Here is a 23,944-nt window from a genome sequence, read left to right on the forward strand (position 1 = left end):
GTCGCGCCGACGTCCGGCCGGGGGAGCTGTGCCGGGTGGCCGCGTTACCAGGTGACCGGCAGTGCGGAGACGCCGTCGATCGCGCACACTCCGTTGATCGCCACCGTCTCCTTGTAGGGCAGGTCGGCGACGTCGACGGCCAACCGCAAGGTCGGGATCCGGCGCACCAGCGTGCGGAAGGTGATCTCCAGTTCCGTCCGGGCCAGGTTCTGACCGAGGCACTGGTGGATGCCGTACCCGAAGGACACGTGACGCCGGTCGCCGCGGTGCGGGTCGAACTCGGCCGCGTTGTCGAAGACTTCCTCGTCCCGGTTGGCCGAGGTGAGCGAGAACATCACCCCGTCACCGGCCTTGATGGTGACCCCGCCGATCTCGATGTCCTCCTTGGCGAAGCGCGGCAGGCCGTCGGTGGTGGGCTGATAGCGCAGCATCTCCTCGACCGTCTTGACCACCAGGTCCGGGTCCTTCTGCAGCTCGGCGTACGCGCCCGGCTCACGGAGCAGCGCGATGGTGCCCAGCGCGATCATGTTCGACACCGTCTCGTGTCCCGCCACGAGCAGCAGCATGGCCATTCCGACCAGCTCGGCGTGGGTGAACACCCCGGTCTCCCGGTTGCGGACGATCAGCCGGCCGAGCAGGTCGTCGCCGGGGTCGGCCTCCTTGCCGGTGATCAGGTCCTCCATGAACGCGTTCAGCGCGCCGCTGGCCGCGAACTGGGCCTCCATCGAGCTGCCCGCCTCGAGCAGGACCTCCGTCTGCCGCTGGAAGAACTCGCGCCTGTCGTCGGGCACGCCGAGCAGTTCGCTGATCGTCATGGCCGGCACCTGGGTGGCCAGCTCCGTCCACAGGTCGGCCTCGTTGCCGCCGGCCAGGATCGCGTCGATCCGCTCGTCGACGATCTCCTGGATCCGCGGGCGCAGTTCGTTGACGCGCCGCATGGTGAACTCGTTGACCACCATCCGCCGCGGCGCGGTGTGCTCGGGCAGGTCGAGGCCGATCAGGGCCTTGCTGGCGCCGGCGAATCCCTTGCGCAGCTGTTCCTGCAACTGTCGGTGCTGCGGAAACTGCGGGTCGAAGCGGTCGGAGCTGAGCCGGGGGTCGGTGAGCAGGGCCCGCACGTGATCGTGTCGGGTGACCAGCCAGACCTCCTGGTCGACGCGGGGCAGGCGGGCCCGGGCGATCGGCTCCTCCGCGCGGAGCCGCGCGTACTCCTCCGGCGGGTCGAACGGGCAGCGCCGCGCGATCGGGAATTCCAGTGGTTTCGTCATGTGCGCCACTCTCAGCTCGGTAAGCGGGTCTGTCTCCCCGCGCCAGCGTGGCACCGACCGCTAAAGCGCCGCTAAAAACCACTGCAAGGTTCAGCGGGCAACCAGCGCCCACGGTCCCACCACATGGTCGTGCCCACAGGTGACGTCTTTCTCTTCCCGAGTTGATCGGCACCGCACAGCACCTTGCGGTCAGCCACGGGCGTGCCACCCGGAACCGCTGCCGGCGGGGTGGTCGGGGTGGCAGCAGCGGCCCGATCTCGGCCCAGAGGTCGTCCGAGACGATCCACAGCGGCTGCTCACCCCTCCACACGATCAGACAGAGCGATCTCCACGTCCCGAGGACACACCCGACATCATGAGGTTGGGAGGTGTCAGTGATGTCTCGCCGCGAGGCGGCACGGTACGGCTGGCGCGGAAGGGACCGACGACGGCTGGCAGGCCGCGAGCCACCGATCTGGCGGTATCGGAAAGGAACGCACGCACAAGCGGCGACAGACGCAGTTCGGCGCATCCGCTGGGCGTGTCGCTGAGCATGCCCGCATCAACGAGTTCGTCCACCAGCTCGTCGTCCTCCGGCGGTAGCGGGCTCACCGCATCCGCGGCGACCGGGGCCAACCAGTGCAGCAGTATCTGGGCCGGCTGGCTCAGCGCCAGATAGGCCGACCGGAGGTATTCCCGCATCGACAGATCGCCGATGCGGAGCCAGCTCAGAATGTCTCCACCACGGTGCCAACCGTCCACCACCTGTCGAAGGACCGTGTGTGGACGCAGGGCGATCCGCCGGAGCGCGATGTCCAGGGCCAGCGGCAGGTCGCCGCAGGCCGCGGCGAGATGGTCGAGGTCGTCGGGCTCGGCCGTGACGGTGAGGGGGAGGGCCGATTCGATCATGGCGAGGGAGTCGGTGCGCGCCAGTGGTCCGACCTGTAGCCGACGGACGTCGCGTAGTCCCAGCAGCCGTTTGCGGCTGACCAGCATTGTCGTGCTCGTGTCACTGTCCACCAGCAGCGGGCGCACCTGCTGCTCGTCCCACACGTTGTCGAGGAGTATCAACAGGCGGCGTTCGGCCGCCAACGTGCGGTACAGGCCCACCCGGTGGTTGAGGGTGCCGGACAGTTGGTCGCCCGACACCCCGAGTGCCCGGAGGAACCCGTCCAGGATGTCGTAGGGGCTGGACGCGCTGCGGGCATGGTGCGCGCCGAGGTCGGCGTACAGCTGCCCGTCGGTCGCCTCGGCTGCCTGCGTGTGGGCATGGTGCAGAGCCAGGCCCGATTTGCCGACCCCCGCCGGACCGCTGATCACGATCGGGGTGTCGCCCGGGATCCGCAACCACTCCAGTTCCGCCGTCCGACCGATGAATCCGCGTGGTCGCTGTGGCAGCTGCATCGGGTACGGGAGCCCGTCGGCGCGCCGGCCCGCCGGCCGTACCCGCGTGGAGAGCCGCACCTCCCCGCCCGTGGCGGCGAGCCAGCGCTGCCGCCAGATGTCCTCGTCGCCACCGCAGGCGGCCACGAACGCGAGCGTCACCGGCAGGGACGGCATCCGATTGCCGCTCGCGGCGCTGGAAAGCACAGACGGCGAGAACAGCGCGCACTCCGCCATCTGGCGATATGTCGGATTCCCCGCCAGCGCACGCAGTTGCCGCAATTCGTCGGCAAACTGGGCGACGCGTTCTCTGGCTTTATTGACCGGCTTCTCGGGCCTGCCCACGATGGATTCTCCCCACACGTTGTTCAACACGGCGCAATCGGCTCTCCCTGCGGGAACCGAGCCCTGATGTTCGCCGAACTGTTGAGTCGGTGTCTCCGCTGCCTGATCCGCGACAGCTGATCCTCAGGCACGTCTCGTGCCCGAATTCATGCGGACGCCGCGTACGCATGTTCATGAGGTGAGGTGATTGGTTCTACCATTCGCTCAATGTGGGCTTTCGCCTTTTCGCGGCAGTATCGGCCGGGTGGGGTGGATGGCTTTTCGCTGGCTGATTTCGAGCCGGGATTCGTCGTCCGGACGTGTGCCGACGCGGCTCTGACCCTTGTCGGGGCCCGCCCAGCGGCGCGATGTCCGGTACCCGTCGCGGTCTGATCGCGGGCGAGCTCGCCCGTCGGGCACCCGTCCGGACCCGGCCCCGGTGGCAGGGCTCGGACGGGTGCCGCTCGCGGGCCGAATCGGTGCGGAACGTCGAACTCGCCGGTACGCGGTCACACCGCCTGTGGGAAGGCGAAGAAACGGTCCGGGTCGTACCGGCGTTTGACCTGCGCGAGCCGATCGGCATTCGGCCCGTAGTAGGCCCGCTGCCAGTCTTCGAGGTCGGGGTCGGTGAAGTTGACGTAGGACGCGTCAGGGGCGAACCGGCCCGACTCGACGTAGCGGGCGTGCAGCCAGTCCAGGTTGGCGCGAACGACCTGCGGCGAGTCGGTTTCGGCCCATGAGGTGTCGAGACTGAGCAGGAACCGGGTGTCGCGATGCGGGAACGCGGTGTCCGCCACCGGTACGCGGCTGATCGCCCCGCCCCACGCGAACAGCGCGGCCCCGGCCCCGTCCGCGTTCCCGCTGCCGGGCCACGTCTCCACGGCCCGGACCAGTGCGACCAGTCCGGCGTCGTCGATCGGGTGCGGCACGCAGCGGTTCCGTGCCGCGAAGGCGCCGCCGGCGCTGCTGTGGTGCAGGTAGGTGGCGGCGGCCCAGAAGTCCCGGTCCTCGACCTCGGCCCGGTGGGGCCGGGCGACGGCGTGGGCGGGCGCCAGCAACTCGCGCAGCTCCGCTGCCGGGCCGAGGTGGTGGCCCACCACGGACACGACACCCGCGCCGCCGGGCGCGCGGGCGATGCCGATGCGGGCGGAGAAGCCGTCCGGCGCCGTCCGCATGATCTCCTGCATCGTGGCGAGCACGTCGACCGCGTGCGGCCACGACCACAGCACCAGGCAGGTCGACCCGGCCGGAGCGGGGCGGACCTGGAAGGTGAAGCTCGTGTTGACACCGAAGTTGCCGCCCCCGCCACCCCGGCACGCCCAGAACAGGTCCGGGTGTTCCCGCGCCGAGGCGGTGACCCTGCTCCCGTCGGCCAGTACCACGTCGGTCGAGACCAGCGCGTCGCAGGTGAGACCGTGCGCGCGAGAGATCGTGGTGACACCCCCGCCGAGGGTCAGGCCCCCGATGCCGACCGTGTCGGAGTTGCCCAGCGGGAACGTGACGTCGTACGGCCGCAGGGCCGCGTAGATGGCCTTCATCGGGGTGCCGCCCGCCACCACTGCCTGTCCGTTGTCCGGGTCGAACCGGACACCCGCGAGCCTCCGCAGGTCCAGCACCAGCCCGGAGGACACGGAGTAGCCGGCGTAGCTGTGACCGCCGCCGCGGGCGACCAGCGGCACCGACTCGGCACGGGCCCAGTCGATGGCTCGGCTGACATCCCCGGCGTGGGCGACCGTGAGGACGGCGGCCGGTCGGATGCCGGCGAACCGCCGGTTCGCCGGCGAGCCCGCTTCCGAAAAGCCGGGATCGCCGGGGAGCCGGAGCTCGCCCTCGACGAGGCCGCGTAGCGTCCGCCACCCGGTCATCGCGCCGCTCCCGGGATCTCCTCGAGGTACGACACGCCGGCGGCGGTGTGCTCGCCGTAGCGCTGCCAGACCTCACGCAGCACCAGGGTGTCGCCGAGCCACTGCGGCGTGTTGGTGCTGTGCCCGGCGATCACCTCGCCGCCGGCCAGCACCATGGTGTAGGCCAGGCTGAGCACGCCGTGTTCGTCGCAGGTGCCGGTGATCGTGCCGCGCCGGACTCGTCCACCCTCGAATATCGCCCAGACCAGGTCCCCGCGCTGGTGGTATGTGGCGCAGGTGCCGTCGCCGCCGCCCAGCGCGCGAAACCGACGGCCGTCGTAGTCGATGCTCACGCGTCCACGTCCAGCAGCCCGGCGGGCATCGTCAGAGTGGTGCCCGGCGGCGGGGGAGCGACCGGTTCGGCATCCAGTTCGACAAGTGCCACCGCGTCGTCGAGCTGCCGGGCGCAGGTTTCCGGGTCCGGGGCGGAACAGACGACGAACGAGTGGCGGGCGATGTAGCCGCCCGGTGGCAGCCGCAGTGTGGTGCCCGGCTCGACCATGCGGGACGCGAGAACCAGGCCGGGCGCCTGCTCGGGTACGGCGACCGAGTGCACGACGCAGTCGTGGTCGGGGTAGCCGAACCGGATGCCGGCGACGCCGGCGCGGGCATGGGTGAGGTCGGGCCGCTGGCCGGTGGCGACGTCGAACAGCACGCTGCCCGGTTCGATGCCGGTGGCGATCTGACCCAGATACGGGATCAGGTCACCGCCGAGGCGGCCGTTGACCTCGATGATCACCGGGCCGTCCGGGGTCAGCCGAACCTCGGTGTGCGTGATGCCGTTCTCGATGCTTAGAATCCGATGCGCCGTGACCAGCGCGTCCAGCAGCGTGTCGTCGGACCGCAGCGGGTCGGCGGAGTCCACGACGTGCCCCGTCTCCTCGAAGAACGGTGGCTGGCCGGTGGTCTTTCTGGCGACGAACATCGGCAGGTACTCGCCTTTGTGCACGGCGCCGTCGACGCTGATCTCCGGACCGTCGACGAAGCCCTCGACGATCGCTCCACCGCGGTAGGGTTCGTCGCCGACCAGGCTGGCCTCGTGCGCGACCCGGTACGCGAACTCGAGTTCCCGCTCGTCGGAAGCGAGCGACACCCCCATGCTGGCGCCGAGCGCACGCGGCTTGACGATCACCGGGTACCCGATCCGGGCGGCGGCCGTGCGGGCCTGGTCGAGATCGGCGGTCAGCTCGAACCCGGGTTGCGGTACGCCGGCCGCGGTCAACCGGGTACGGCAGCTGTACTTGTCCCGACAACCGTGCACTCCGGGTACGCCCAGACCGGGCACGCCGAACTCGGCGGCCAGTTCGGCCGCGGGCATCACCAGCGGCTCGTCCCAGCACATCAACCCGGTGACGGTGTACCTGCCGGCCAGCTCGCGGGCCGTCTCGGCGAGCAACCCGTGGTCGAACACGTTGACCACGACGATGTCGTCGAAGTACTCGTGCTGCCAGGTCGGCCGGAGATTGTTGATCAGCACCAGCCGCAGCCCGGCCTTGCGGGCACGGTCGGCGACGGCACGGACGATGTACTCGCGGTAGAGCCTGAGTCCGCTGCCGACAACGAGCAGCGCGCCGGGTGCGGGTGCGGGTGCGGTCATGAGAGGGTCCTCCAGGGTGCGGTGGGTGTCATGGGGTCGACGCCGCACCGGCGGCTCGACCCCGAAAGCTCGTCGACGACCGCGTCGACGGCATGCGGAGCGGTGCGGAATCCGTCGCCCCCGCTGGCCGGGCGGGCCCAGGCCCGGAGCCCGATCCGGACGAAACCGGTGTCCCCGCCGGCCGCGGTGGCGTAGTGGCAGTGCCGTACGCGCACGACGTCGTACCGGTGGACGTCGGCCACGATGCCGGCCGAGAGCACCCGGGCGGCCCAGCCCGCTCCGTCGTCCGGATCGGACAGCGTGGTCACCTCACGCCGGACGGCATCGGTGCTGATCTTGAGCAGGGTGCCCGCCACCGCGGGCAGCAACCATGCTCGGCCGTCGGTGCCGATCCCACCCGCGGCGGGGGCCGCCGCCCAGCTGTGGACCAGCTCGGCCGGTGGCCGCAGATAGACCATGGTCTGCCGGTGCAGCGTCACCGGCAGGTCGATCAGGGTCGCCGACCAGGGCCCGGCCGTGACGAGCACCGCGTCCCCGGACTCGATCGAGCCGTCGGCCAGCAGCACCCGGCCGGTGTCCGGTCCCACGCCGACGACCTCCCGGCCGGGCCGCAGGTCCGCCAGCCGGTGACGCCGTAACCACCGGACCGCTGCCCGCAGGATGCGGTCGGCGAGCAGGACGCCCGCGTGCGGCTCGAACACGACAGTGGCGCCGGCCGGAAAGCCGATGTGCGGACGGTCCGCCGGATCGGTGACCCGGATCGGCAGCCCGGTGGCGTCGGCCGTGGCGACGGCCGACGCCACCCCGTCGGGGGGGAGTGCCGTCAGCACCCCGACGCGCCGATAGAGCCGGGCGCCCGACAGACCCCCACTGATCAGGGAGTCCAGCTCACGCCAGCGGCGGTGCAGTCGTGCCGCCCGTCCGGTGCCGGCCACGTCGCCGGTGGCCAGGGCGCGCAGGACACGATGCTGGTCGAAGGACGTCGACTCCGGATGCGGGATCGGGCCGTGCTCCAGCAGCACCACGCGGTGCCCGGCCAGTACGCACCGGATCGCGGAGAGCAGCCCGGTGACGCCGGCACCGACCACCACGACCCGCGGCCGGTTCCGGTCCGCCTGGCAGGTGGCCCCGGTCATCGCCCGCCCCTCGCCGCGGCCAGCCGCGGTAGCGGCACCGGAACGACGGAGGTGACCTCGGCGGGACTCGTGCTGGCGGTCGCGGCTTCACCCAGGGCCCGGGCCGCCAGGTCGACCAGGATCGGCGCGGCCGCCCGGAGCAGCCAACCGACCTCGAAGCAGAAGTCGCCGGCGTCGTCGTCTGCCGCCGGCCAGCGGTCCAGCCTGGCCAGGTGGTCGCTGATCGCCTCCGCCGCGCGGTTGAGGCTGAACCCGGGCAGCTCGTAGGACGCCACGAACCGGTCGGACATGCGAGTTGCGGCGTGGCGCGAGCGCGCCGACACCGGCAGTGGGCCGCGCCCGACCCAGCGGCTCACCCGCTCGGCGATCCGGTTCCACGGCCCGGTCAGCCGGGACTCGGTGACTCTCGCGAGCGCGTCCCGGCTGAAGCTGGTCCGCTGGTGTTCCGGGCTGGTCGTGGCCAGGTAGAACCGGATCAGGTCGGGTGGCACCTCGGCAGCCAGGTCCCGGCCCCGCACCACATGTCCGCGGCTGGTGGAGAACTTCTGGTGGTCCAGCTCGTAGAACTCGTTGGTCAGGTAGCGGGTGGGCAGCTCGTAACGGTCGTCGCAGGCCAGCAGCATCGCCGGACCGGTGACCGCGAACGGGTAGAAGTTGTCGAATCCGAGGAAGTAGACGATCTCCGATTCGCTGCCGGCCCGCCAGAGTGCGTCCTCGCCGGCCGGGGGGTGCCCCCGGTTCTCCGCCGCCAGCGCCGAGCAGTGCATGCTCCACGCCATCGCTTCGGCGTTGGGGTTGACCACCTGCCCCGCGACCTCCGGGAACGGCACCTTGATGCCCCACGGCACCGGATAGGTCACCGGGAAGTCAGGCAGTGGTCGGGACAGCACCCGCGCCATCGCCTGCGCCATGTGCGGTCGCATACCGTCGGCGTGCCGCTCGAAGTGCGTGCGGAGCCGGTCGCGATAGCGCTCGACCGGGAGTACGAGCACCCGGGCGTCCCGCAGCGGCACCGGCTCGTCCGGGTCCAGGGTGGACCGCACGTTGAGCAGCTCGCCCGCCGGCACCGGGTGCCCGCAGCTCTCGCACAGCCCGGCGCAGCCCTCGGCCAGGCACTCCGGGCAGTTGCCGGACACGAAGCCGTCCACCAGGAACTGCCCGGTCCGCTCCGAGTACGGGAACGGCATCGTCCGCAGCTCCAGCCGGCCTGCCGCGCGCAGCCGGCCGATGAAGTCGACGACCCACCCGGTGAAACGGTCGTCGTCGCCGGTGTAGCTGTCGACACCGACTCCCATCGTCCGCAGGGTCGACTCGATCTGCGCGGCCGAGGTGGCCACCAGTTCGTCCGGGTGGACGCCGCGGCGGTGGGCGGCCGTCACCACGAACGTCGAGGTGTCCTGGAAACCGGTGCCCAGGAGCACCTCCCGTCCCTGCGCCCGCGCGTAGCGGGTGTGCACGTCGGCGGCCAGGAACGGGCCCGCGATGTGCCCGAGGTGCAGGTCCCCGTTCGCCGTCGGCGCCGGCGAGATGATCACCGTCCGGGTGCTCATCGTCGATCCGCTTCGTGCCGGGCCAGGAACGTCGCCGACATCTCGGGGTCCCACCAGAGTCCGTAGTACTCGAAGTCGTCGGGGCCGTCGTTGACCACCCGGTGGGTGGACCCCGGCGGCAACCGGACGATGTCGCCCGCGGCGAAGGGATGCCGCGACTCGTCGACGACCACCGTGGCGGTGCCGGCGACGGCGATGAAGATCTCGTATTCGTGGTGGGAGTGCGGAGTCGACTCGGTCCCGGCACGCAGGACGCACCAGGCGCCCTCGAACGGCGCGTTGAGCGCCGGCCAGGGCAGCAGGCGCTGGCCGGCGATTCCGTAGGCGGGCTCCAGGTGATCACGGTCGAGGCGGTGAATGTCGATCATGCCCGCACCGCCAGCGCCCGGTCGGCCGACACCTGGTCGACGCCGGCGCCCCGGTCGGCGACACGGCGGTCGACCATGTCGCCGACGATGTCGGCCGAGCGTTGCGCGAGGACGCTGATGAGCGAGTCGGAGATGCCGTGCGTGGCTTCGTTGACGCCCTGGAGGTACAGGGCGCCCCTGGCGTCCGCGCCCAGTTCGACGCGGTAGTGCCGGTTGACGGTGACCTTCGGCAGACCGATGGTGTCGGCCAGTTGGCGCACCATCGCCGGCATCCGTGAGTCGAAACCGGTGCCCAGGAAAAGCGCGTCGCATCGGAGCTGCTCCACGCTGTCGTACCGGAGGTCGCGAACCTCGAGCACCACCTCCTCGCTGCCTCCGGGCACGGCCTCGACCGTTGCCCCGACGACCTCGGTGAGCCCGCGGACGCTGGAGACGGGCTGGCCGAGCATCTTCTGCCGGTAGATCATCGAGTACAACTCGTCGAGGAACGGCGGCGCCAGGCCCGCGTAGTTCGTCAGGTGCATCTCGTTGAGCACCTTGTGGCGAACCTGGTCCGACATGCCGAAGAAGGTGTCCACGAAGGACGGGTAGAACAGCTCGTTGACGAACTTGCTGGTCTGGTAGTTCTTGAGGGCGATCGAGCGCAGCAGCATCACGGGCGACGAGCCGGGGGCGTCCTGGTGCAGCGCCATGAACATCTCGGCCGCGCTCTGGGCGCCACCGACGACCACCGGCCGCAGTGGCCCGCCCGCGCGGGCCAGGCTCGTGGCGGCGCCGACCCGGCTGCCGTACTCGGTGCTGTGGATGACGCGCTCGGTGGGCAGGCCGCGGAACACCTCGGGCACGAAGGCGTCCCGGCCGCCACCGAAGACCAGGTCGCGGCAGACGACCGTGTCGCCGTCGGACAGGTGCACCACGAAGCCGAGTACCGCGGCGTCGTCGGCGCGGATCGGCTGGATCCGCTCGGCGCGGACCTGGTACCGCACCCGGACGTGCTCCAACGTGTCGGCCACCCACTGCTGGTAGGCCGACAGCTGCCACCGGAACGGATTGAACGTGCCGAGGTTGACGAACTCGTCGAGTTCCCCGTTCTCGTGCAGGAAGTTCAGGAACGAGAAGCGACTGCGCGGGTTCCGCAGGGTCACCAGATCCTTGAGGTACGACACCTGGCTGCGGGTCCACGGCAGAAGCAGATTCCGCTGCCACTTCACATCCCCGTACTGCTCAAGGATCATGGCCCTGTCGGCGACCTCGGGTGAGTCGCACTCCTCGAGGGCCACCGCCAGCGCGAGGTTCGACGGACCTGCGCCGATCATCAGAACATCCACGTCATGGACAGACACGTGTATTCCTTCCGGGATGGGTGTGACGTGCCGCGACGGCACGCCGTAGGGGCGCGACGCACCGTCGACAACAGCGTTTTCCGGCTGTCGTGCATTCACTCAAGCCGACGTACGCATTGATGGAAAGCATTGGGGGAGGAAGACAATCAAGTGATCGTGACCGCGCGGTCGACGAGTTTATCGGTATGGCGGATACGACCTCTGTCGGCCGAATGAAAGGGGTCGGGATGTGTGAGGCGCGAGCGGTCCGGTCGCGACTCCGGTCGGACCGCGGCAGCGTTCGACCGTCGACCAGCGGTTGTCATCCGCGGCGATCCGTCGTGGCCGCCAATTCTGCTGGAAGCTATTCCCACGGGAGTGTGCGAGTTGGTTCTTCTGCGCGGTCAAAACTTCCGACCAACTCGTCGGCGCGCTGCAATGGCAGCCGACGGCAGGAGAGACGACCTTCGATGTCGTGCCCGCGCGCCACCCGACGACGAGCCACCTGGAGACATCGCCGTGACCGCCACCCTCGACAGACCCGCCGGTGTGCTCACCGTCCTGCGCCGGACCCCGACACCGGTGCGTTGTCTGCTCGGGGGCGTGCTGGTCAACCAGCTCGGCGCGTTGGTCCAGACGTTCATGGTGCTCTACCTGGCCTTCCGCGGGTTCTCCGCCGGGCAGGCCGGCACCGCGATCGCCGCCTACAGCGTCGGATCGGTGGTGGGCGTGCTCGTCGGCGGCGAGCTGATCCACCGCGTCGGCCCGCGTGGCACCATCACCGTCGCGATGCTCGGTTCCGCCGCGATCCTCGCCGTCCTGCCTCTGCTCAGCCGACCTTCGACGTTCGGCGTGCTGACGGTCGCCATGCTGTTGGCCGGGCTCGCGACCCAGAGCTACCGTCCCGCCGCGGCCGTACTGCTGAGCGACCTGATGCCGGACGACATGCGCGTGATGGGCTTTTCGATGATGCGCATCGCACTGAATATCGGCGCCGCGCTGAGCCCGCTGATCGCCGCCGGGCTGATCCTGCTGGACTGGAACCTGTTGCTGTGGTTCGACGCCGCCACCGCGCTGTTCTACGCGATCCTCGCCCGCTGGCTGCTACCCGATCTGCGCACCGGACGGGAGGCGCCCGGCGCGGTCGTCCGGGTCGGGACCGGTACCCGCACGGGGTACGGGATCCTGTTGCGCGACACGCGGTTCTGGTTCTTCCTCGCCTCGACGCTGATCAGTGCCGTCATCTACGTCCAGTTCAACGTCGTCCTCCCGCTCAAGATCAGCACGGAGGGGCACTCCACCGGTCTGTACAGCGGCGTACTGGTCACGGCGTCGATCGTGCTCATCCTCTGCGAACTGAAGATCACCGCAAGTGTCGTACGTCGGCCTGCCCACGTCGCGGCGACGGCGGGCACCGTGCTCATGGCGGTCGGTGCGGCCAGTTTCGGAGTCAGCGGTGGCTCAGCCGTGGCGCTCGTCGCGTGCACCGTCGTGTTCGTGTTCGGCACCATGATCAACGGGCCCACCATGTTCGCCTACCCCGCCACGTTCCCCGCGCCGGTGAACGCCCGCTACATCAGCGCGCACCAGGCGACGTTCGGCCTGGGGATGGCCGCCGGCCCGCTGGTCGGGGTCGCGGCGTGGGTGGGGCTGGGCAACGGGGTCTGGTGGCTGTGCGGCGGACTCGGCCTGGTGGCGGCATGGTGCGCCCGGCTCGGGATGAAACCCCCGCGCCAGACCCCGTAGTGCGACCGCCGCGCGACGTCGCACGCCAGATGACGGGCCCGTCCGAGGGCGGGCCGGATTGTTCCGATCGAGCATGCCGGGCAAGGAAAGGTTGATCCCGATGAGCGACATCCGCCAGGTGTCCGGCGACGAACGCCTGCGCACCGCCTTCACCCTCTATCCGTACGCCTTCGACGAATCGCCGTCCCCGGACGCGGCGGAGGGCCTGGCGAGCATTCTCCCTTTTCACGAGGGCAACCACACGCTGATCGCGGAGAGCGGTGGCCGGACGCTCGCCACGGCGGCGGCGATCCCGACGCACCAGAACCTGCGCGGCACCGTCACGCGCATGGCGGGCATCGCCTGGGTGGCCACCCATCCCGCGGCCCGCCGACAGGGCCACTGTCGTCGATTGATGCGCCGGCTTCACCGCGACATGCTCGACACGGGACACCTGCTGGCCACGCTCTATCCCTTCCACCCGTCGTTCTACGAACAACTGGGCTACGTCGGGCTGCCGCTCAACCGTACGGCGACGTTCGCGCCCGAGGGGTTGGCGCCGCTGCTGGGCGTCGAACTCCCCGGTGACGTGTCCTGGCAGGGAATACAGGATGGCTTCGAGGTCTACCGCGCCTTCCAGCGGCGTCTGCTGGCGCAACGGCACGGTGTCATGTTCACCCCCGACTACCGAGCTGTCCGCGTCCTCGCCCCCGCCGACCGTTGGCTCGCCGTCGCCTCGGTCGACGGGGAGGTGGTCGGTGTGCTCACCTACCGCATCGACGGCTACGGCGGCCGCCTGCACGGTGACGAGTTGCTGTACACCAGTGGGCTCGGGCGGGCGTTGTTGCTCCAGTTCCTCGCCCAGCACGTCCACCAGGTCGCCCAGATCTCGGTCACCGTCGCGCCGGACGAGCACCCCGAGACCTGGGCGGGCTCCCTTGCCGTCCGGACCGAGGCGAGGGCGGCCTTCCCCACGTCACCGCCCCTCATGGGTCGACTCCTGTCGATGGATGCGCTCCGCGGGGTGTCCTGCGGCTCCGGGCGGGCTCAGCTGGAGATCGTCGAGGACGAGCTCCTCGCGGGGCGGTATCTGCTCGACGGAACCCGCGGGACGATCGACGTCACCGTCGCCGGACAGGCCGGGGAGAGGGCCACGCTCACCGCCGCTGGGCTGTCCGGACTGGCCTACGGTGTGCTCGACCCGGTCGACGTCGTCGCGCGCGGCCTGGGTGACATCTCCGACAACGTGGCGGCCGAGCTACGCGCGCTGCTGCCCCGCCGCACGCCGTACGCCTTCGGTAAGGGCTGACGCACCGCCGGCTGGGGGTGAGGGCCGTGGAACGGCTCTCCGTGTCTAACCCCCATGGCTCTGTTGACAGGTTGCAGAGCACGGTTGCATGATCTAACCGTCAAAGACAAACAAGGGGGTTAGTTCCATGGTTCACCATCGGTACGCTTCGGTCGACGGGCACCGGCTCTTCTACCGGGAGGCCGGCGAGGTGTCCAAGCCGACAATCGTGCTCCTGCACGGCTACCCGACCAGCTCGTTCATGTTCCGCGAGCTGATCCCGCGGTTGGCCGGCGACTTCCATGTGATCGCGCCCGACCACCTCGGCTTCGGGCTCTCCGACGCCCCGTCGGTGCGGGAGTTCACCTACACCTTCGACGCGCTCACCGACCTCACCGCGAAGTTGCTGACCCAGCTCAAGGTCGAGCGTTACGCGATCTACGTGCAGGACTACGGCGCCCCGATCGGCTGGCGACTGGCCCTGCGCAACCCCTCGGCGATCACCGGGATCGTCACCCAGAACGGCAACGGCTACGAGGCTGGCTTCGTGCCGTCCTTCTGGGACGGGGTATGGGAGTTCCATCGCGATCGGAACGAGAAGACCGAGGCCGCGATGAGCCGGGCGATGTCGCTCGAGGCGATCCGCTGGCAGTACGTGCACGGTGTGGCCGACCCGACGCTCGTCGACCCGAGCGTGTGGTGGCACGACGTCGCCCTGGTGTCCCGGCCGGGCAACGACGCCGTCCAGCTCGACCTGTTCTACGACTATGCGACCAACCCGCCGCTCTACCCCAGGCTGCACGAATACTTCCGCACCCACCGGCCGCCGCTGCTGGCCGTCTGGGGCGCGGGCGACGAGATCTTCGGCCCGGCCGGTGCCCGCGCGTTCGCCGAGGACCTCCCGGACGCGAAGATCCACCTGGTGCCCGGCGGCGGGCACTTCCTGCTCGAGACCAACCTCGACGAGGTGTCCCGGCTGGTCCGGGAGTTCCTGGCCGGACTGCCTGGACGCTGACCTGGTCGATGCCGGGCGTCGCGTGCCCCGCGCCGCCTCCTCGGGCGGGACGGGTCATCGAGCCCTCGTCGTCATGGATCCCGAATCGGCGGTGTCGATCGGGCCGGCGGGCGACGGCGAGCGGAGCCGGCTCGTCGGCGGTCGAGCGTCATCGCGGACCGCTCCCGCCGGGGGCGCCGGTCCTCGCGGTGGTGCACCGGAGCGGCGGTCAGCCTCGTCGGGTTCGTTGATAGTGGCGGCGGGCCTTCAGCTTGTTGCCGCAGGTGGCCATGGAACACCATCGGGCGCTGTTGGACTTGCTGCGGTCCAGCAGGAACAGCGCGCACTCGTGGTTGGCGCACGGGCGGAGCCGGTCGGGGCGGGTGCGCCGTATCTCGTCCCAGGCGGTGATCGCCCGCAGCAGGATGCTCCGGGCGCCGTGGGCGTCGGTGGTCCAGAGCAGGTGGCCGTCCTCGTCGATGGACGGGTGTGACGTCACGCCGTGCAGCAGTGGTGCCAGAGCCGTGGCTGGCTCGTCGCCGCGGACGACGGCTTGCAGGAGGTCGCGACCGGCACGCAGGAGTGCCGGGTCGTCGACGTCGAGGTCGAGGATGTCGGTGCGGGTGCCGTCGATCACGGGTGTGCTGTTGAGCAGGGTGAGAAGTAGTTCCTCGTCCATGTAACCTCCAAACCTCGCTTGACAGGTTATCCGATCGGATGTCACCGCTCCGGCGCCCGGCACCGGCGGCGAGGAAGGCCAGCCGACCTCCCGGCGTGCCGCGCACCGGTCACCGAGGGCAGCTGCGGGGCCGCCGAGCCTGAGGCGCGTGCCATGATCGAAGCGATGACCGGTGACCTGCCGTACGACTCCCGCCCGCGACGGTCGCGGCGTGGGGTGACCCGCGTCGCGGTGCTCGCCGCGGTCGGCGCGGCGCTGGTTGCCGCCGCGGTGGTCGTGGCGCCGCTGCTGCGGCCGCCGGGTCCGCGCCCAGCGTTCCAGCTCCCGGTGGCGTGTGGCGAAACGTGGCGGTTGTCCACCTATCCCGGCCACGACGACTACGACGTCGACTTCTTCCCCGCCACCGGCGAGGCGTGGGGGCGGCCGGTGCTGGCCTCCGCCGCCGGCACGGTGACCGTGGCGGGGATCAACGGCTCCCTGGGTGGCCGCACCCGACAGGAACCGAACGGCCCGAAGGGTCGGGGCGGCGGCTACTGGGTGGTCATCGACCACGGCGGGAAGTGGCAGACGCAGTACCTGCACCTGCTCGAACCGCCGGCGGTGCGGGCCGGTCAGCGGGTGGAACGGGGTGAACGGCTCGGCTCGGTCGGCAGCACCGGCAACTCCGGTGCCCCGCACCTGCACTACGAGCAGCGCCGGGGCCGGGAGAAGGTGGAGGCCCACTTCGACGGGGTGGCCTCCGGCATCACCTCCGACGACCGGGAGTACGCGGTCCGGCGCACCAGCGCTAACTGCGACCCGACCGGCCGGTGACGCCCGCGACCGGCCCGGCGGTGGCGGGTTCTGCGCGGAGCGCCGTGGTGGCCTGGTCGACCAGCCAGCGTTCCGAGCGCTCGAAGGTCCAGCCGTTGTCGTCGAGCAGGGTGAAGTAACCGGAGTATCCGAAGTAGAACCAGAGGATGTCGGTCGCCTCCGCGACGTCCATCCCCGCGCGTAGGCCGCCGACGTCGCGCAGTCGGACGGCGACGACTTCGACGGCGTCCCGGTAACGTTTCGTGGCCAGCCGGAGGGCCTCGGCGACCTCGGTGTGGTGCGGCGCGGTCGACAGCATCAGCCGGATGATGTCGCCGTACGTCTCGCGCATGGCCCGGACCGTGGCCGCCGTGTTCCGCAGGATCTCGTCCGGGTCGGTGAGGGTCGCCTGGCGGGAGAGGGTCTGCGCCACGATCGGCGCCTCGCTCCACAGGTCGACGAGCGTCCGGATCAGCCCCTGTTTGCCGCCGGCCACCGCATACACCGTGGCGGGCGCGACGCGGGCCTCCACCGCGATGTCCTCGATCTTCGTGGCGAAGTATCCGTGGCGGGCGAAGAGCAGGCGGGCCGCGTCGATGATCGCGGCGCGGGTGGCTGCGGCGTACTCGGCTCGGCGGCCTTTCGGTGCTTCTGTCATGGTCGGCTCAGCATAGCCCGTACTACTCACCAGAGTTGGACTCTGATAAGTAGATGGTTACCATGATCAGATGGGTGACATGGTGACGTCCGGACCGGAGTACGAAGCAGCGCGGACGATCTGGAACGGGGCGGTGTCCAGCCGTCCGCTCGCCGTCCTTCGGTGCGCCACCACCGCCGACGTCCAGGCGGGGGTGCGGGCCGCTCGGGAGAGGGACCTTGCGCTGTCGGTGCGCGGTGGCGGCCACGACTGGGCCGGTCGCGCGTTGGCCGACGGCGGGTTGACGCTGGACCTGAGCGCGATGCGGCAGGTGAGTGTCGACCCGGCCACCGGGGTCGCCACCGTGGCCGGCGGTGCCACCTCGGCCGACGTGGCCGCGGCCGCGCAGCGGGCCGGTCTGGTCGCGGTGACCGGGACGGCCGGTTCGGTCGGCATGGCCGGTCTGACGCTCGGCGGTGGATACGGGCCGCTGAGCGGCCGGTTCGGCCTCGCCGCCGACAACCTGCTGTCGGCCGACGTGGTGCTCGCCGACGGCACGCTGGTCACCGCCGACGAGGAGCACGCTACCGAGTTGCTCTGGGCGCTGCGCGGCGGTGGCGGCAACTTCGGCGTGGTCACCTCGATGCGGATCCGGCTGCACGCGGTGCCGGCGATCCTGGCCGGGATGATCATGTTCCGGTTCGACGTGCTGCCGGCGTTGGCGGAGTCGCTGCTGCGGGGGCCGGACGAGCTGACCGTGCAGTCCGGCTTCATCACCGCCCCGACCGGTCAGCCGGCGCTCTTCGCCGCCCCGACCTGGTGCGGCGATCCCGAGGCCGGAGCCACGGTGCTGCAACGGCTCACCGAGCTCGGGGAGCCGCTGACGGCGCAGCTCGGCCCGACCACGATGCCCGAGCAGCTCGCGCAGATCGACGCGATGTTCCCGGCCGGCCGCCACGTCGAGATCGGCTCGCGCACGGTCACCGGACTCGACCGTACCGTCCAGGAGGTCCTGCTCGACGCCGCGCGCGCGACGACCTCGCCGCTGTCGGCCATCTCGCTGCACAGCCTGCACGGGGCGGCCGCCCGCGTCCCCGCCGACGCCACCGCGTTCCGCAACCGGACGCCGCACCTGATGGTCGAGACCATCGCGGTCTGGGAACCGGGAGACCCCGACGAGGACCAGCACAAGGCGTGGGTGCGGGGGACCGACCGGCTGCCGGGCGGCTACCCCAACCTGCTCGGCCCGCAGGACACCGAGCGCACCGCCGCCGCCTTCGGACCGAACGCCGAGCGCCTGCGCGCCGTCAGGAAGCGATACGACCCGGACCTGGTGTTCCACGCCCCGGGGCGGCTCTGACCGAGGAGGTGCGCAGTGGCCTGGAGCACCCGGGAGATCGCCCAGCTCGCCGGCACCACCCTGCGAGCGGTACGCCACTACCACGACATCGGCCTGCTGGCCGAACCCCACCGGCGCACCAACGGGTACAAGCAGTACGGGGTGGCGCACCTCGTCCGGATCCTGCGGATCCGGCGCCTGACGGAGCTGGGGTTCTCGCTGTCCCAGATCGCGGCCATGCCGGACACCGACGATCAGCCCGTGGCGGCCCTGCGCACCCTCGACACCGAACTCGCGGCCACCATCGAACGACTCCAACGTGCCCGCCTCGAACTCGCCGTCATCCTGCGGCAGCCCACCCCGGCGGAACTGCCACCCGGCTTCGCCGCCGCCGGAGCCGTGACGGGGATGCCGCCCGCCGACCGATCCTTCGTCGTCGTGCTGACCCGGGTGCTCGGCGCCGACACCATGCGAGCCTGGGCGGACATGCTGAGCAAGCCCGTCACCGACCCGGTCGCCGAACGGTTCGACACGCTCCCCGCGGACGCCGACGAGCAGACCCGCGCCGCCGTGGCCCGGGACCTGGCCCCCTACGTACGCACCCTGTACGCGGAGCACCCCGGCGCGACGATCACGAACACCGGCACCCGGTACAGCGCGCGCTACGTCCAACAGGCCATCAGCACCGCCCTGGCGGAGCTCTACAGTCCGGCGCAGTTGGACGTGCTGCGGCGCACCAACCGACTGCTGTCCGAACCGCACGACTAGTCGTCCGCGCCGGCCCTGATGAGGCGTCCGGTGCTGCGCCGGAAGCTCCACACGACGACCAGCGCGGCCAGCACGGTGAGCGGCGTGCCCATGACGATCCGGGCGACGCCCAGCCCGCCGGTGCTGTCGCTCAGGTAGAGCCACTGCTGCACCACGAACCGCGAACCGAACACCGCCGACGCGGCGAGGGTCGCCAGGTCGTGTGCCACGCGTACGGCCCGGTCGGCTCGCCACGCGTGCCCGCCGCCGTGCAGCACGTTCCAGATGACACCGGTCAGTGGCCGACGAGCCAGCAGCGACCCGAACGTGACGACGAATCCGGCCAGCGAGGCCCAGATCCCGATCACGAAGAAGTCCCGCGCGGAGCCGGTCCACGCGACGATCCCGGCGGCCACCGCCACGCCGAGCAGGCTGCCGACCGCGGACAGGGGACGCTCGCCGCGCAGCAGCCGGATGATGAACAACGCCAGCCCGGTCGCGACCGCGACCCCGACGGCCACCGGCAGCGGCAGGAACGCGTCCGCCGTCACGAACACGATCACCGGAACCGTCGAGTGGACGAACCCGGCCACGCCGCCCATCCGGTGCAGCAGGGTGGGCGGGGCGCTGTCGTCAGGACGGGTGGGGCCGTGGTGCCGCTCCGGCAGCCCGGCTGGTTCGACCTCGTTCAGCATTGATCCATTAGCCGGTGTGCCGCAACGGCACAGTCAAGCCCGTACCACACGGTATGTCGAACCTCATGGTGGGGACGACCGACCAGATCACCTCCCGGGCGGGGTCGGGTGTTCAGCGCAGGGCGGCGGCGATCGCTTCGGCCGGGGTCGTGGTCGGCCGTCCGATCAGGCGCCGCAGGTCGCCGGAATCGGTGAACATCTCGTCGCGGCTCATGGCCAGATCAGCGTCAGCGAGAACGGGAACCAATTCGGTGGGTACACCCGCGTCGGTCAGCACCCGGGCGAACGCGTCGGCTGCCATATCGACGTACCCGATCTGCTTACCGGTGGCGGCCGAGATCGCCGCGGCCAACTCGGTGAGGGTGAAGGCTTCGTCCCCGCCCAGTTCGTACACCTTGCCGGTGTGGCCGTCGGCGGTAAGCACGACCGCAGCGGCGTCGGCGTAGTCGGCGCGGGTCGCGGCGCTGATTCTTCCCTGGCCGGTGGCCCCGACAACGACTCCTCCTTCCAGCACCTGAGGGAGCTGGGCGGTGTAGTTTTCCAGGTACCAGCCATTACGCAGCATCACGCTGGGCAGCCGCTCGCGCAGGTACTTCTCCGTGGCGCTGTGGGTGGGAGCGAGGCTGGTGGTGGACGTGTCCGCGCGCAGCATGCTCGTGTACGCGACAAGCGATGCCCCCGCCGCGACTGCGGCGTCGATGGCGCGGCGGTGGTTGGCGACGCGCTCGCTCGGGGTCGTGGTGGAGACCAGCAGAAGCTTGTCTGCGCCCTGGAAAGCCGCGGGCAGGCTGTCGGGCTCGGCGAAATCGGCCCGGCGGACCACGACACCGCGGTCGACGAGGTCTTTGATCTTTGTGACGTCACGGCTGGTCGCGACGACCTCGGAAGCGGGCACTCCACGGGACAGCAGCGCCTCGACGGTGAGCCGGCCCAGTTGTCCGGAGGCTGCGGTGACGACGATCGACATGATGTTCGTTCCCTCCTGCCGCGGAACTCCCGCGGCGTGAACCCACGATGACCTGGTCACTCTCCTTTGGTAAGGACGCACTTGCGGGTAAGGTGGCCACCCCGATGCAAGGATCGAGGTGAGGTGTGTGCCGCCGACTCGGGAAGTGAGTGGGCCCACTTCTTCGTGGGATCCCTACGCTCGTGGGTGTCCGTCGCGTGAGGTGCTCGACCAGATCGGCAGCAAGTGGGCCGTTCTCGTGCTGGGCGAGCTCGGTAGACATGGAGCATGCCGGTTCACGCAGCTACGGCAGCAACTCGCGGGAGTCAGCGAGAAGATGCTCACCCGGACGCTGCGCACCCTCGAACGCGACGGGCTGCTGCTGCGGACGGTGTATCCGGAGGTACCGATCCGCGTGGAGTACGAGCTGACGCCGCTCGGCCAGACCCTGCGAGGACCGTTGAAGGCGCTCACCGACTGGTCAGTGCAGCACATCGAGGAAGTTCTCGACGCCCGGAAAGGGTATGACGAGCGCGTCGGAAAACGCTCCACCTGATCACCTGGTGCTGGTCGCCTCGCCATCCTCGCGATCTGCGCTGCCAACCGAGCCCGCGCGACGAGCCCGAGCATCCGGACGTGATCCCGTTGACCGTCGACGAGATCCGCCGCCTCATCACCGTCCTGCTCGACCGTGCGGACGGCCGAATACGCGTTTCTCCGGTCGGCGTTCGCTCCGTAGGATCACCGGCGATCAAGGGGGATGGAACGGTGGGCGATTTCCAGCAGTTCGTGGCGGATGTGACGTCGCGTCTGTCCACGATGTCCAAGGGCGAGTTGTACGTCGTGGGCGACGGTCTCGACCGGGACTCACTCTGGCTCACCTTTCTCGACTCCTTCCCCGCCGGCACCAATCCGCGGTTCCGTGAGCGATCCGAGTACGACTGCTCGACCTGCCGTGGTTTCATCAAGCACTTCGGCAACGTCGTCGAGATCCACGACGGGCGGGTCCGTACCGTCTGGGCCGGGGTGTCGGCCTCCGACCCGGTCTTCTCCGTGGTCGCCGCCGCTCTGGACGAGTTCGTTCGTTCGCTGCCGTTGTCCACCGTCTTCCGGTCCGCTCAGGCGCAGTACGGAACGAAGACCACCCGGACGCTGCGCGACGGCCAGGTCGAGGTCTGGCACCACCTGCACGGCCGGGTGGCGGAGCGGCACCGCACCGAGGACGTCGGCGCGGCGCAGGGCGCCTTTGACGCCGCGGCGCAGGTCTTTCACCGGGGCCTGACCGAGCTGACCCGGCATGCTCTGGACACCGTCGTCGACCTTGTCGACGACAACGCCCTCTACCGCGGCGCGGAGCATCGTCGGGCGCTGACCGAGTTCCGCTCGCTGCAGAGTCGGTGGACCCAGGCTCCCGACCGGCGTGCCTTCGTCTACGCCAACGCCATGAACCCGGCGGCCCGGTTGCGCAACACCGTGATCGGCACGCTCGTCCAGGATCTCTCCGCGGGCGTCGACCTGGAGCAGGCGGTCCGGTCGTTCGAGGCGAAGGTGGCGCCGCAGAACTACCAGCGCCCCACGGCGTTGATCACCCCGGGCATGGTCAAGGCCGCCATGAGGACCATTGCCGAGCTGGGCGTCGAGGAGTCGTTGCAGCGACGTTTCGCCCGGCTGTCCGACGTGTCGGTCACCAACGTGCTGTGGGTCGACAACGACGCCCAGGAATGGATGAAGGACGGCATCGAGGGGCTGCTCATGCGGGCGGCCACCCCCCGATCGTCGAGTGCGCTGCTTCGCGACGCCGAGCCGGAGGAGATCCCCGTGGTCTCCTTCCTGAAGGACATCCTGCCCGGCGCCGCCACCATCGACCTGTGGGTCGCCAACTCCCACGAGCCGAACTTGGTCAGCCTCACCACCGGCCGGCACCCGGCTGCACCCCGGTTGTTCAAGTGGGACAACGACTTCGCCTGGTCGTACGGCGGCAACGTCACCGACTCGATCAGGGAGAGGGTCAAGCGGGCCGGCGGCAACGTATCCGGCAAGCTGCGCGTGAGCCTGTCCTGGTTCAACCACGACGACCTCGACCTGCACGTGTACGAACCCAACGGTGACCACATCTGGTACCAGGAGAAGCGCAACAAGCTGGATGTCGACATGAACGCCGGCGGGACACTCTCCCGCGAACCGGTGGAGAACGTCACCTGGACCGACCGGGTCCCCGACGGTGCGTACCGGATCGAGGTGAACCAGTACCGCAAGCGGGACAGCACCCAGGTCGGCTTCGTGGTCGAGACCGAGAGCAACGGGAAGATCGAGCATTACCGCCACGAGCGCGCGGTCGGCCACAAGGAGACCGTCGACGTGGGCCGGATGACGGTCACCGGCGGGGTGATCACCGCCTTCCGACCGGGTGCGGACGTGCGGCCGGGCAGTGCGGGCAAGGAGTTGTGGGGCATCACCACCGAACAGTTCGTACCGGTGTCCACCATCATGTACTCGCCGAACTACTTCGACGACAACGAGGTCGGCAACCGGCACTACTTCTTCATCCTGAAGGGGTGCGTGAACGACCAGCCGACGCGGGGGATCTACAACGAGTTCCTCCGCGGCGACCTGCAGCCGCACCGCAAGGTGTTCGAGGTGCTCGGCGACCGCACCAGGTGCGAACCGGCTCCGGACCAGCTTTCCGGCCTCGGCTTCAGCTCCACCGTCCGTAGCTCGGCGCTCGCCAAGGTGACCATGACCGGCGGACGGCGCCGCCTCATCAGCATCCAGTTCTGATCCCTGCTCCGATATTCCAGAGAGGTCACCGTGACCATTTTCGAGAAGGCCACCCGGGAGAAGTTCCGCTATCCGTCGACCAAGGGACTGCTGACCACGGAACAGCTGTGGGAGCTTCCGCTGACCGCCAAGTCCGGCTTCAGCCTCGATGATGTGGCCAAGGCCGTCAACGCCGAACTCAAGGCCGTCGACACCGAGTCGTTCGTGGCCACCGAGGCCGATCCGGCCAAGGCGACCCTGGAGACCAAGCTGGAGGTCGTCAAGCACGTCATCGCCGTCCGCCTCGCGGAGGACCAGGCGGCGAAGGCGGCGGCGGCCAGGAAGCTGGAGAAGGAGAAGCTGCTGGCGGTCCTGGGCCGCAAGCAGGACGCGGTCCTGGAAAACCTGACCGAGGCAGAGCTGCTGGCCCGAATCAACAACCTGTAGCAGGAGCCGTGACGGTCCCCTGTCGGTGTGGTGGGGCGGCGGTGCCGATCACCCCTCGGACACGGAC

At 70.1% G+C, this 23,944-nt stretch carries 22 protein-coding genes; 9 read left to right on the forward strand and 13 right to left on the reverse strand.

All coding sequences use genetic code 11. The features are described from left to right. Positions 1 to 44: 44 nt before the first annotated feature. The 9 genes from C8054_RS02050 to C8054_RS02090 form a co-directional block, all read right to left on the reverse strand. Positions 45 to 1,268: a cytochrome P450 gene (locus C8054_RS02050; protein ID WP_107155214.1), complete on the reverse strand. Its 1,224-nt coding sequence runs from the start codon at positions 1,266 to 1,268 to the stop codon at positions 45 to 47. Between the two features lie 312 nt (positions 1,269 to 1,580). Then, positions 1,581 to 3,005 carry an XRE family transcriptional regulator gene (locus C8054_RS02055; RefSeq protein WP_146179835.1) on the reverse strand — a complete coding sequence of 475 codons (1,425 nt, stop codon included), beginning with the start codon at positions 3,003 to 3,005 and terminating at the stop codon, positions 1,581 to 1,583. 458 nt (positions 3,006 to 3,463) lie between these two features. After that, the gene (locus C8054_RS02060; RefSeq protein ID WP_107154967.1) at positions 3,464 to 4,819 is read right to left on the reverse strand and encodes an FAD-binding oxidoreductase; all 1,356 of its coding nucleotides are present in this window, start codon (positions 4,817 to 4,819) and stop codon (positions 3,464 to 3,466) included. Then, positions 4,816 to 5,151: a hypothetical protein gene (locus C8054_RS02065; protein WP_107154968.1), complete on the reverse strand. Its 336-nt coding sequence runs from the start codon at positions 5,149 to 5,151 to the stop codon at positions 4,816 to 4,818. The genes C8054_RS02060 and C8054_RS02065 overlap by 4 nt, the downstream gene beginning before the upstream one ends. Continuing rightward, on the reverse strand, positions 5,148 to 6,455 hold the full coding sequence (locus C8054_RS02070; RefSeq protein WP_107154969.1) for an ATP-grasp domain-containing protein: 1,308 nt from the start codon (positions 6,453 to 6,455) through the stop codon (positions 5,148 to 5,150). Before C8054_RS02070 ends, C8054_RS02065 begins: the two co-directional genes overlap by 4 nt. Further along, positions 6,452 to 7,591, reverse strand: coding sequence for an FAD-dependent oxidoreductase (locus tag C8054_RS02075; RefSeq protein ID WP_199199484.1), 1,140 nt, complete (start codon positions 7,589 to 7,591; stop codon positions 6,452 to 6,454). Before C8054_RS02075 ends, C8054_RS02070 begins: the two co-directional genes overlap by 4 nt. After that, on the reverse strand, positions 7,588 to 9,141 hold the full coding sequence (locus tag C8054_RS02080) for a class I tRNA ligase family protein (RefSeq protein WP_107154970.1): 1,554 nt from the start codon (positions 9,139 to 9,141) through the stop codon (positions 7,588 to 7,590). Before C8054_RS02080 ends, C8054_RS02075 begins: the two co-directional genes overlap by 4 nt. Further along, positions 9,138 to 9,509 (reverse strand): cupin domain-containing protein, encoded by a 372-nt coding sequence (locus tag C8054_RS02085; RefSeq protein ID WP_199199486.1) that lies wholly within the window; start codon positions 9,507 to 9,509, stop codon positions 9,138 to 9,140. The genes C8054_RS02080 and C8054_RS02085 overlap by 4 nt, the downstream gene beginning before the upstream one ends. Continuing rightward, complete coding sequence (locus C8054_RS02090) at positions 9,506 to 10,825, reverse strand: SidA/IucD/PvdA family monooxygenase (protein ID WP_233219443.1); 1,320 nt, start codon at positions 10,823 to 10,825, stop codon at positions 9,506 to 9,508. The genes C8054_RS02085 and C8054_RS02090 overlap by 4 nt, the downstream gene beginning before the upstream one ends. A 525-nt stretch (positions 10,826 to 11,350) precedes the next feature. On the opposite strand from C8054_RS02090, the gene C8054_RS02095 reads away from it, so the two are divergent. The 3 genes from C8054_RS02095 (at position 11,351) to C8054_RS02105 (ending at position 14,859) form a co-directional block, all read left to right on the forward strand. Continuing rightward, the gene (locus C8054_RS02095) at positions 11,351 to 12,577 is read left to right on the forward strand and encodes an MFS transporter (protein ID WP_158273778.1); all 1,227 of its coding nucleotides are present in this window, start codon (positions 11,351 to 11,353) and stop codon (positions 12,575 to 12,577) included. 100 nt (positions 12,578 to 12,677) lie between these two features. Then, positions 12,678 to 13,865 carry an enhanced intracellular survival protein Eis gene (gene eis, locus C8054_RS02100; RefSeq protein ID WP_107154973.1) on the forward strand — a complete coding sequence of 396 codons (1,188 nt, stop codon included), beginning with the start codon at positions 12,678 to 12,680 and terminating at the stop codon, positions 13,863 to 13,865. 127 nt (positions 13,866 to 13,992) lie between these two features. Next, positions 13,993 to 14,859: an alpha/beta fold hydrolase gene (locus C8054_RS02105; RefSeq protein ID WP_107154974.1), complete on the forward strand. Its 867-nt coding sequence runs from the start codon at positions 13,993 to 13,995 to the stop codon at positions 14,857 to 14,859. A 208-nt stretch (positions 14,860 to 15,067) separates the two neighbouring features. Here C8054_RS02105 and C8054_RS02110 read toward each other — a convergent pair whose 3' ends face one another. After that, positions 15,068 to 15,517, reverse strand: a complete 450-nt coding sequence (locus C8054_RS02110; protein WP_107154975.1) for a CGNR zinc finger domain-containing protein — start codon at positions 15,515 to 15,517, stop codon at positions 15,068 to 15,070. A 153-nt stretch (positions 15,518 to 15,670) separates the two neighbouring features. Here C8054_RS02110 and C8054_RS02115 point away from each other — a divergent pair, with 153 nt between their 5' ends. Further along, a complete protein-coding gene (locus C8054_RS02115; protein ID WP_233219444.1) occupies positions 15,671 to 16,330 on the forward strand; it encodes a M23 family metallopeptidase in 660 nt (219 codons plus the stop codon). Here the strand turns inward: C8054_RS02115 and C8054_RS02120 are convergent. Further along, positions 16,305 to 16,967, reverse strand: a complete 663-nt coding sequence (locus C8054_RS02120) for a TetR/AcrR family transcriptional regulator (protein WP_107154976.1) — start codon at positions 16,965 to 16,967, stop codon at positions 16,305 to 16,307. The genes C8054_RS02115 and C8054_RS02120 overlap by 26 nt on opposite strands. Positions 16,968 to 17,037: 70 nt before the next feature. Between C8054_RS02120 and C8054_RS02125 the strand changes: the two genes are divergently transcribed. Beyond that, positions 17,038 to 18,306, forward strand: coding sequence for an FAD-binding oxidoreductase (locus tag C8054_RS02125; RefSeq protein ID WP_107154977.1), 1,269 nt, complete (start codon positions 17,038 to 17,040; stop codon positions 18,304 to 18,306). Positions 18,307 to 18,321: 15 nt separating this feature from the next. After that, on the forward strand, positions 18,322 to 19,053 hold the full coding sequence (locus C8054_RS02130; protein WP_107154978.1) for a MerR family transcriptional regulator: 732 nt from the start codon (positions 18,322 to 18,324) through the stop codon (positions 19,051 to 19,053). Here C8054_RS02130 and C8054_RS02135 read toward each other — a convergent pair. Together C8054_RS02135 and C8054_RS02140 are read right to left on the reverse strand one after the other, a co-directional pair. Further along, a complete protein-coding gene (locus C8054_RS02135) occupies positions 19,050 to 19,727 on the reverse strand; it encodes a DUF3159 domain-containing protein (RefSeq protein WP_107154979.1) in 678 nt (225 codons plus the stop codon). The two genes, C8054_RS02130 and C8054_RS02135, sit on opposite strands and share 4 nt — an antisense overlap. A 112-nt stretch (positions 19,728 to 19,839) precedes the next feature. Continuing rightward, positions 19,840 to 20,694 carry an NmrA family NAD(P)-binding protein gene (locus tag C8054_RS02140; RefSeq protein ID WP_107154980.1) on the reverse strand — a complete coding sequence of 285 codons (855 nt, stop codon included), beginning with the start codon at positions 20,692 to 20,694 and terminating at the stop codon, positions 19,840 to 19,842. Between the two features lie 127 nt (positions 20,695 to 20,821). Between C8054_RS02140 and C8054_RS02145 the strand changes: the two genes are divergently transcribed. The 3 genes from C8054_RS02145 (at position 20,822) to C8054_RS02155 (ending at position 23,877) form a co-directional block, all read left to right on the forward strand. Then, on the forward strand, positions 20,822 to 21,229 hold the full coding sequence (locus C8054_RS02145; protein WP_107154981.1) for a helix-turn-helix domain-containing protein: 408 nt from the start codon (positions 20,822 to 20,824) through the stop codon (positions 21,227 to 21,229). 212 nt (positions 21,230 to 21,441) lie between these two features. Continuing rightward, entirely contained in the window at positions 21,442 to 23,451 is a 2,010-nt protein-coding gene (locus C8054_RS02150; protein WP_107154982.1) for a hypothetical protein, read from the forward strand. A gap of 30 nt (positions 23,452 to 23,481) precedes the next feature. Further along, positions 23,482 to 23,877 (forward strand): hypothetical protein, encoded by a 396-nt coding sequence (locus C8054_RS02155; protein WP_107154983.1) that lies wholly within the window; start codon positions 23,482 to 23,484, stop codon positions 23,875 to 23,877. Positions 23,878 to 23,944: the final 67 nt, after the last annotated feature.

Origin of the sequence: Micromonospora sp. RP3T (assembly GCF_003027925.1) — a bacterium.
In the GTDB taxonomy this organism is placed as follows: Bacteria; Actinomycetota; Actinomycetes; order Mycobacteriales; family Micromonosporaceae; genus Micromonospora.

What these genes read in the sequence shown, in the direction of transcription:
- C8054_RS02090 (WP_233219443.1), bottom strand. Translation starts at nt 10,825, where the DNA reads ATGATCGGCGCAGGTCCGTCGAACCTCGCGCTGGCGGTGGCCCTCGAG.
- C8054_RS02115 (WP_233219444.1), top strand. Translation starts at nt 15,671, where the DNA reads ATGATCGAAGCGATGACCGGTGACCTGCCGTACGACTCCCGCCCGCGA.
- C8054_RS02075 (WP_199199484.1), bottom strand. Translation starts at nt 7,591, where the DNA reads ATGACCGGGGCCACCTGCCAGGCGGACCGGAACCGGCCGCGGGTCGTG.
- C8054_RS02050 (WP_107155214.1), bottom strand. Translation starts at nt 1,268, where the DNA reads ATGACGAAACCACTGGAATTCCCGATCGCGCGGCGCTGCCCGTTCGAC.
- C8054_RS02135 (WP_107154979.1), bottom strand. Translation starts at nt 19,727, where the DNA reads ATGCTGAACGAGGTCGAACCAGCCGGGCTGCCGGAGCGGCACCACGGC.
- C8054_RS02105 (WP_107154974.1), top strand. Translation starts at nt 13,993, where the DNA reads ATGGTTCACCATCGGTACGCTTCGGTCGACGGGCACCGGCTCTTCTAC.
- C8054_RS02060 (WP_107154967.1), bottom strand. Translation starts at nt 4,819, where the DNA reads ATGACCGGGTGGCGGACGCTACGCGGCCTCGTCGAGGGCGAGCTCCGG.
- C8054_RS02070 (WP_107154969.1), bottom strand. Translation starts at nt 6,455, where the DNA reads ATGACCGCACCCGCACCCGCACCCGGCGCGCTGCTCGTTGTCGGCAGC.
- C8054_RS02120 (WP_107154976.1), bottom strand. Translation starts at nt 16,967, where the DNA reads ATGACAGAAGCACCGAAAGGCCGCCGAGCCGAGTACGCCGCAGCCACC.
- C8054_RS02085 (WP_199199486.1), bottom strand. Translation starts at nt 9,509, where the DNA reads ATGATCGACATTCACCGCCTCGACCGTGATCACCTGGAGCCCGCCTAC.
- C8054_RS02110 (WP_107154975.1), bottom strand. Translation starts at nt 15,517, where the DNA reads ATGGACGAGGAACTACTTCTCACCCTGCTCAACAGCACACCCGTGATC.
- C8054_RS02080 (WP_107154970.1), bottom strand. Translation starts at nt 9,141, where the DNA reads ATGAGCACCCGGACGGTGATCATCTCGCCGGCGCCGACGGCGAACGGG.
- C8054_RS02125 (WP_107154977.1), top strand. Translation starts at nt 17,038, where the DNA reads ATGGGTGACATGGTGACGTCCGGACCGGAGTACGAAGCAGCGCGGACG.
- C8054_RS02140 (WP_107154980.1), bottom strand. Translation starts at nt 20,694, where the DNA reads ATGTCGATCGTCGTCACCGCAGCCTCCGGACAACTGGGCCGGCTCACC.
- eis (WP_107154973.1), top strand. Translation starts at nt 12,678, where the DNA reads ATGAGCGACATCCGCCAGGTGTCCGGCGACGAACGCCTGCGCACCGCC.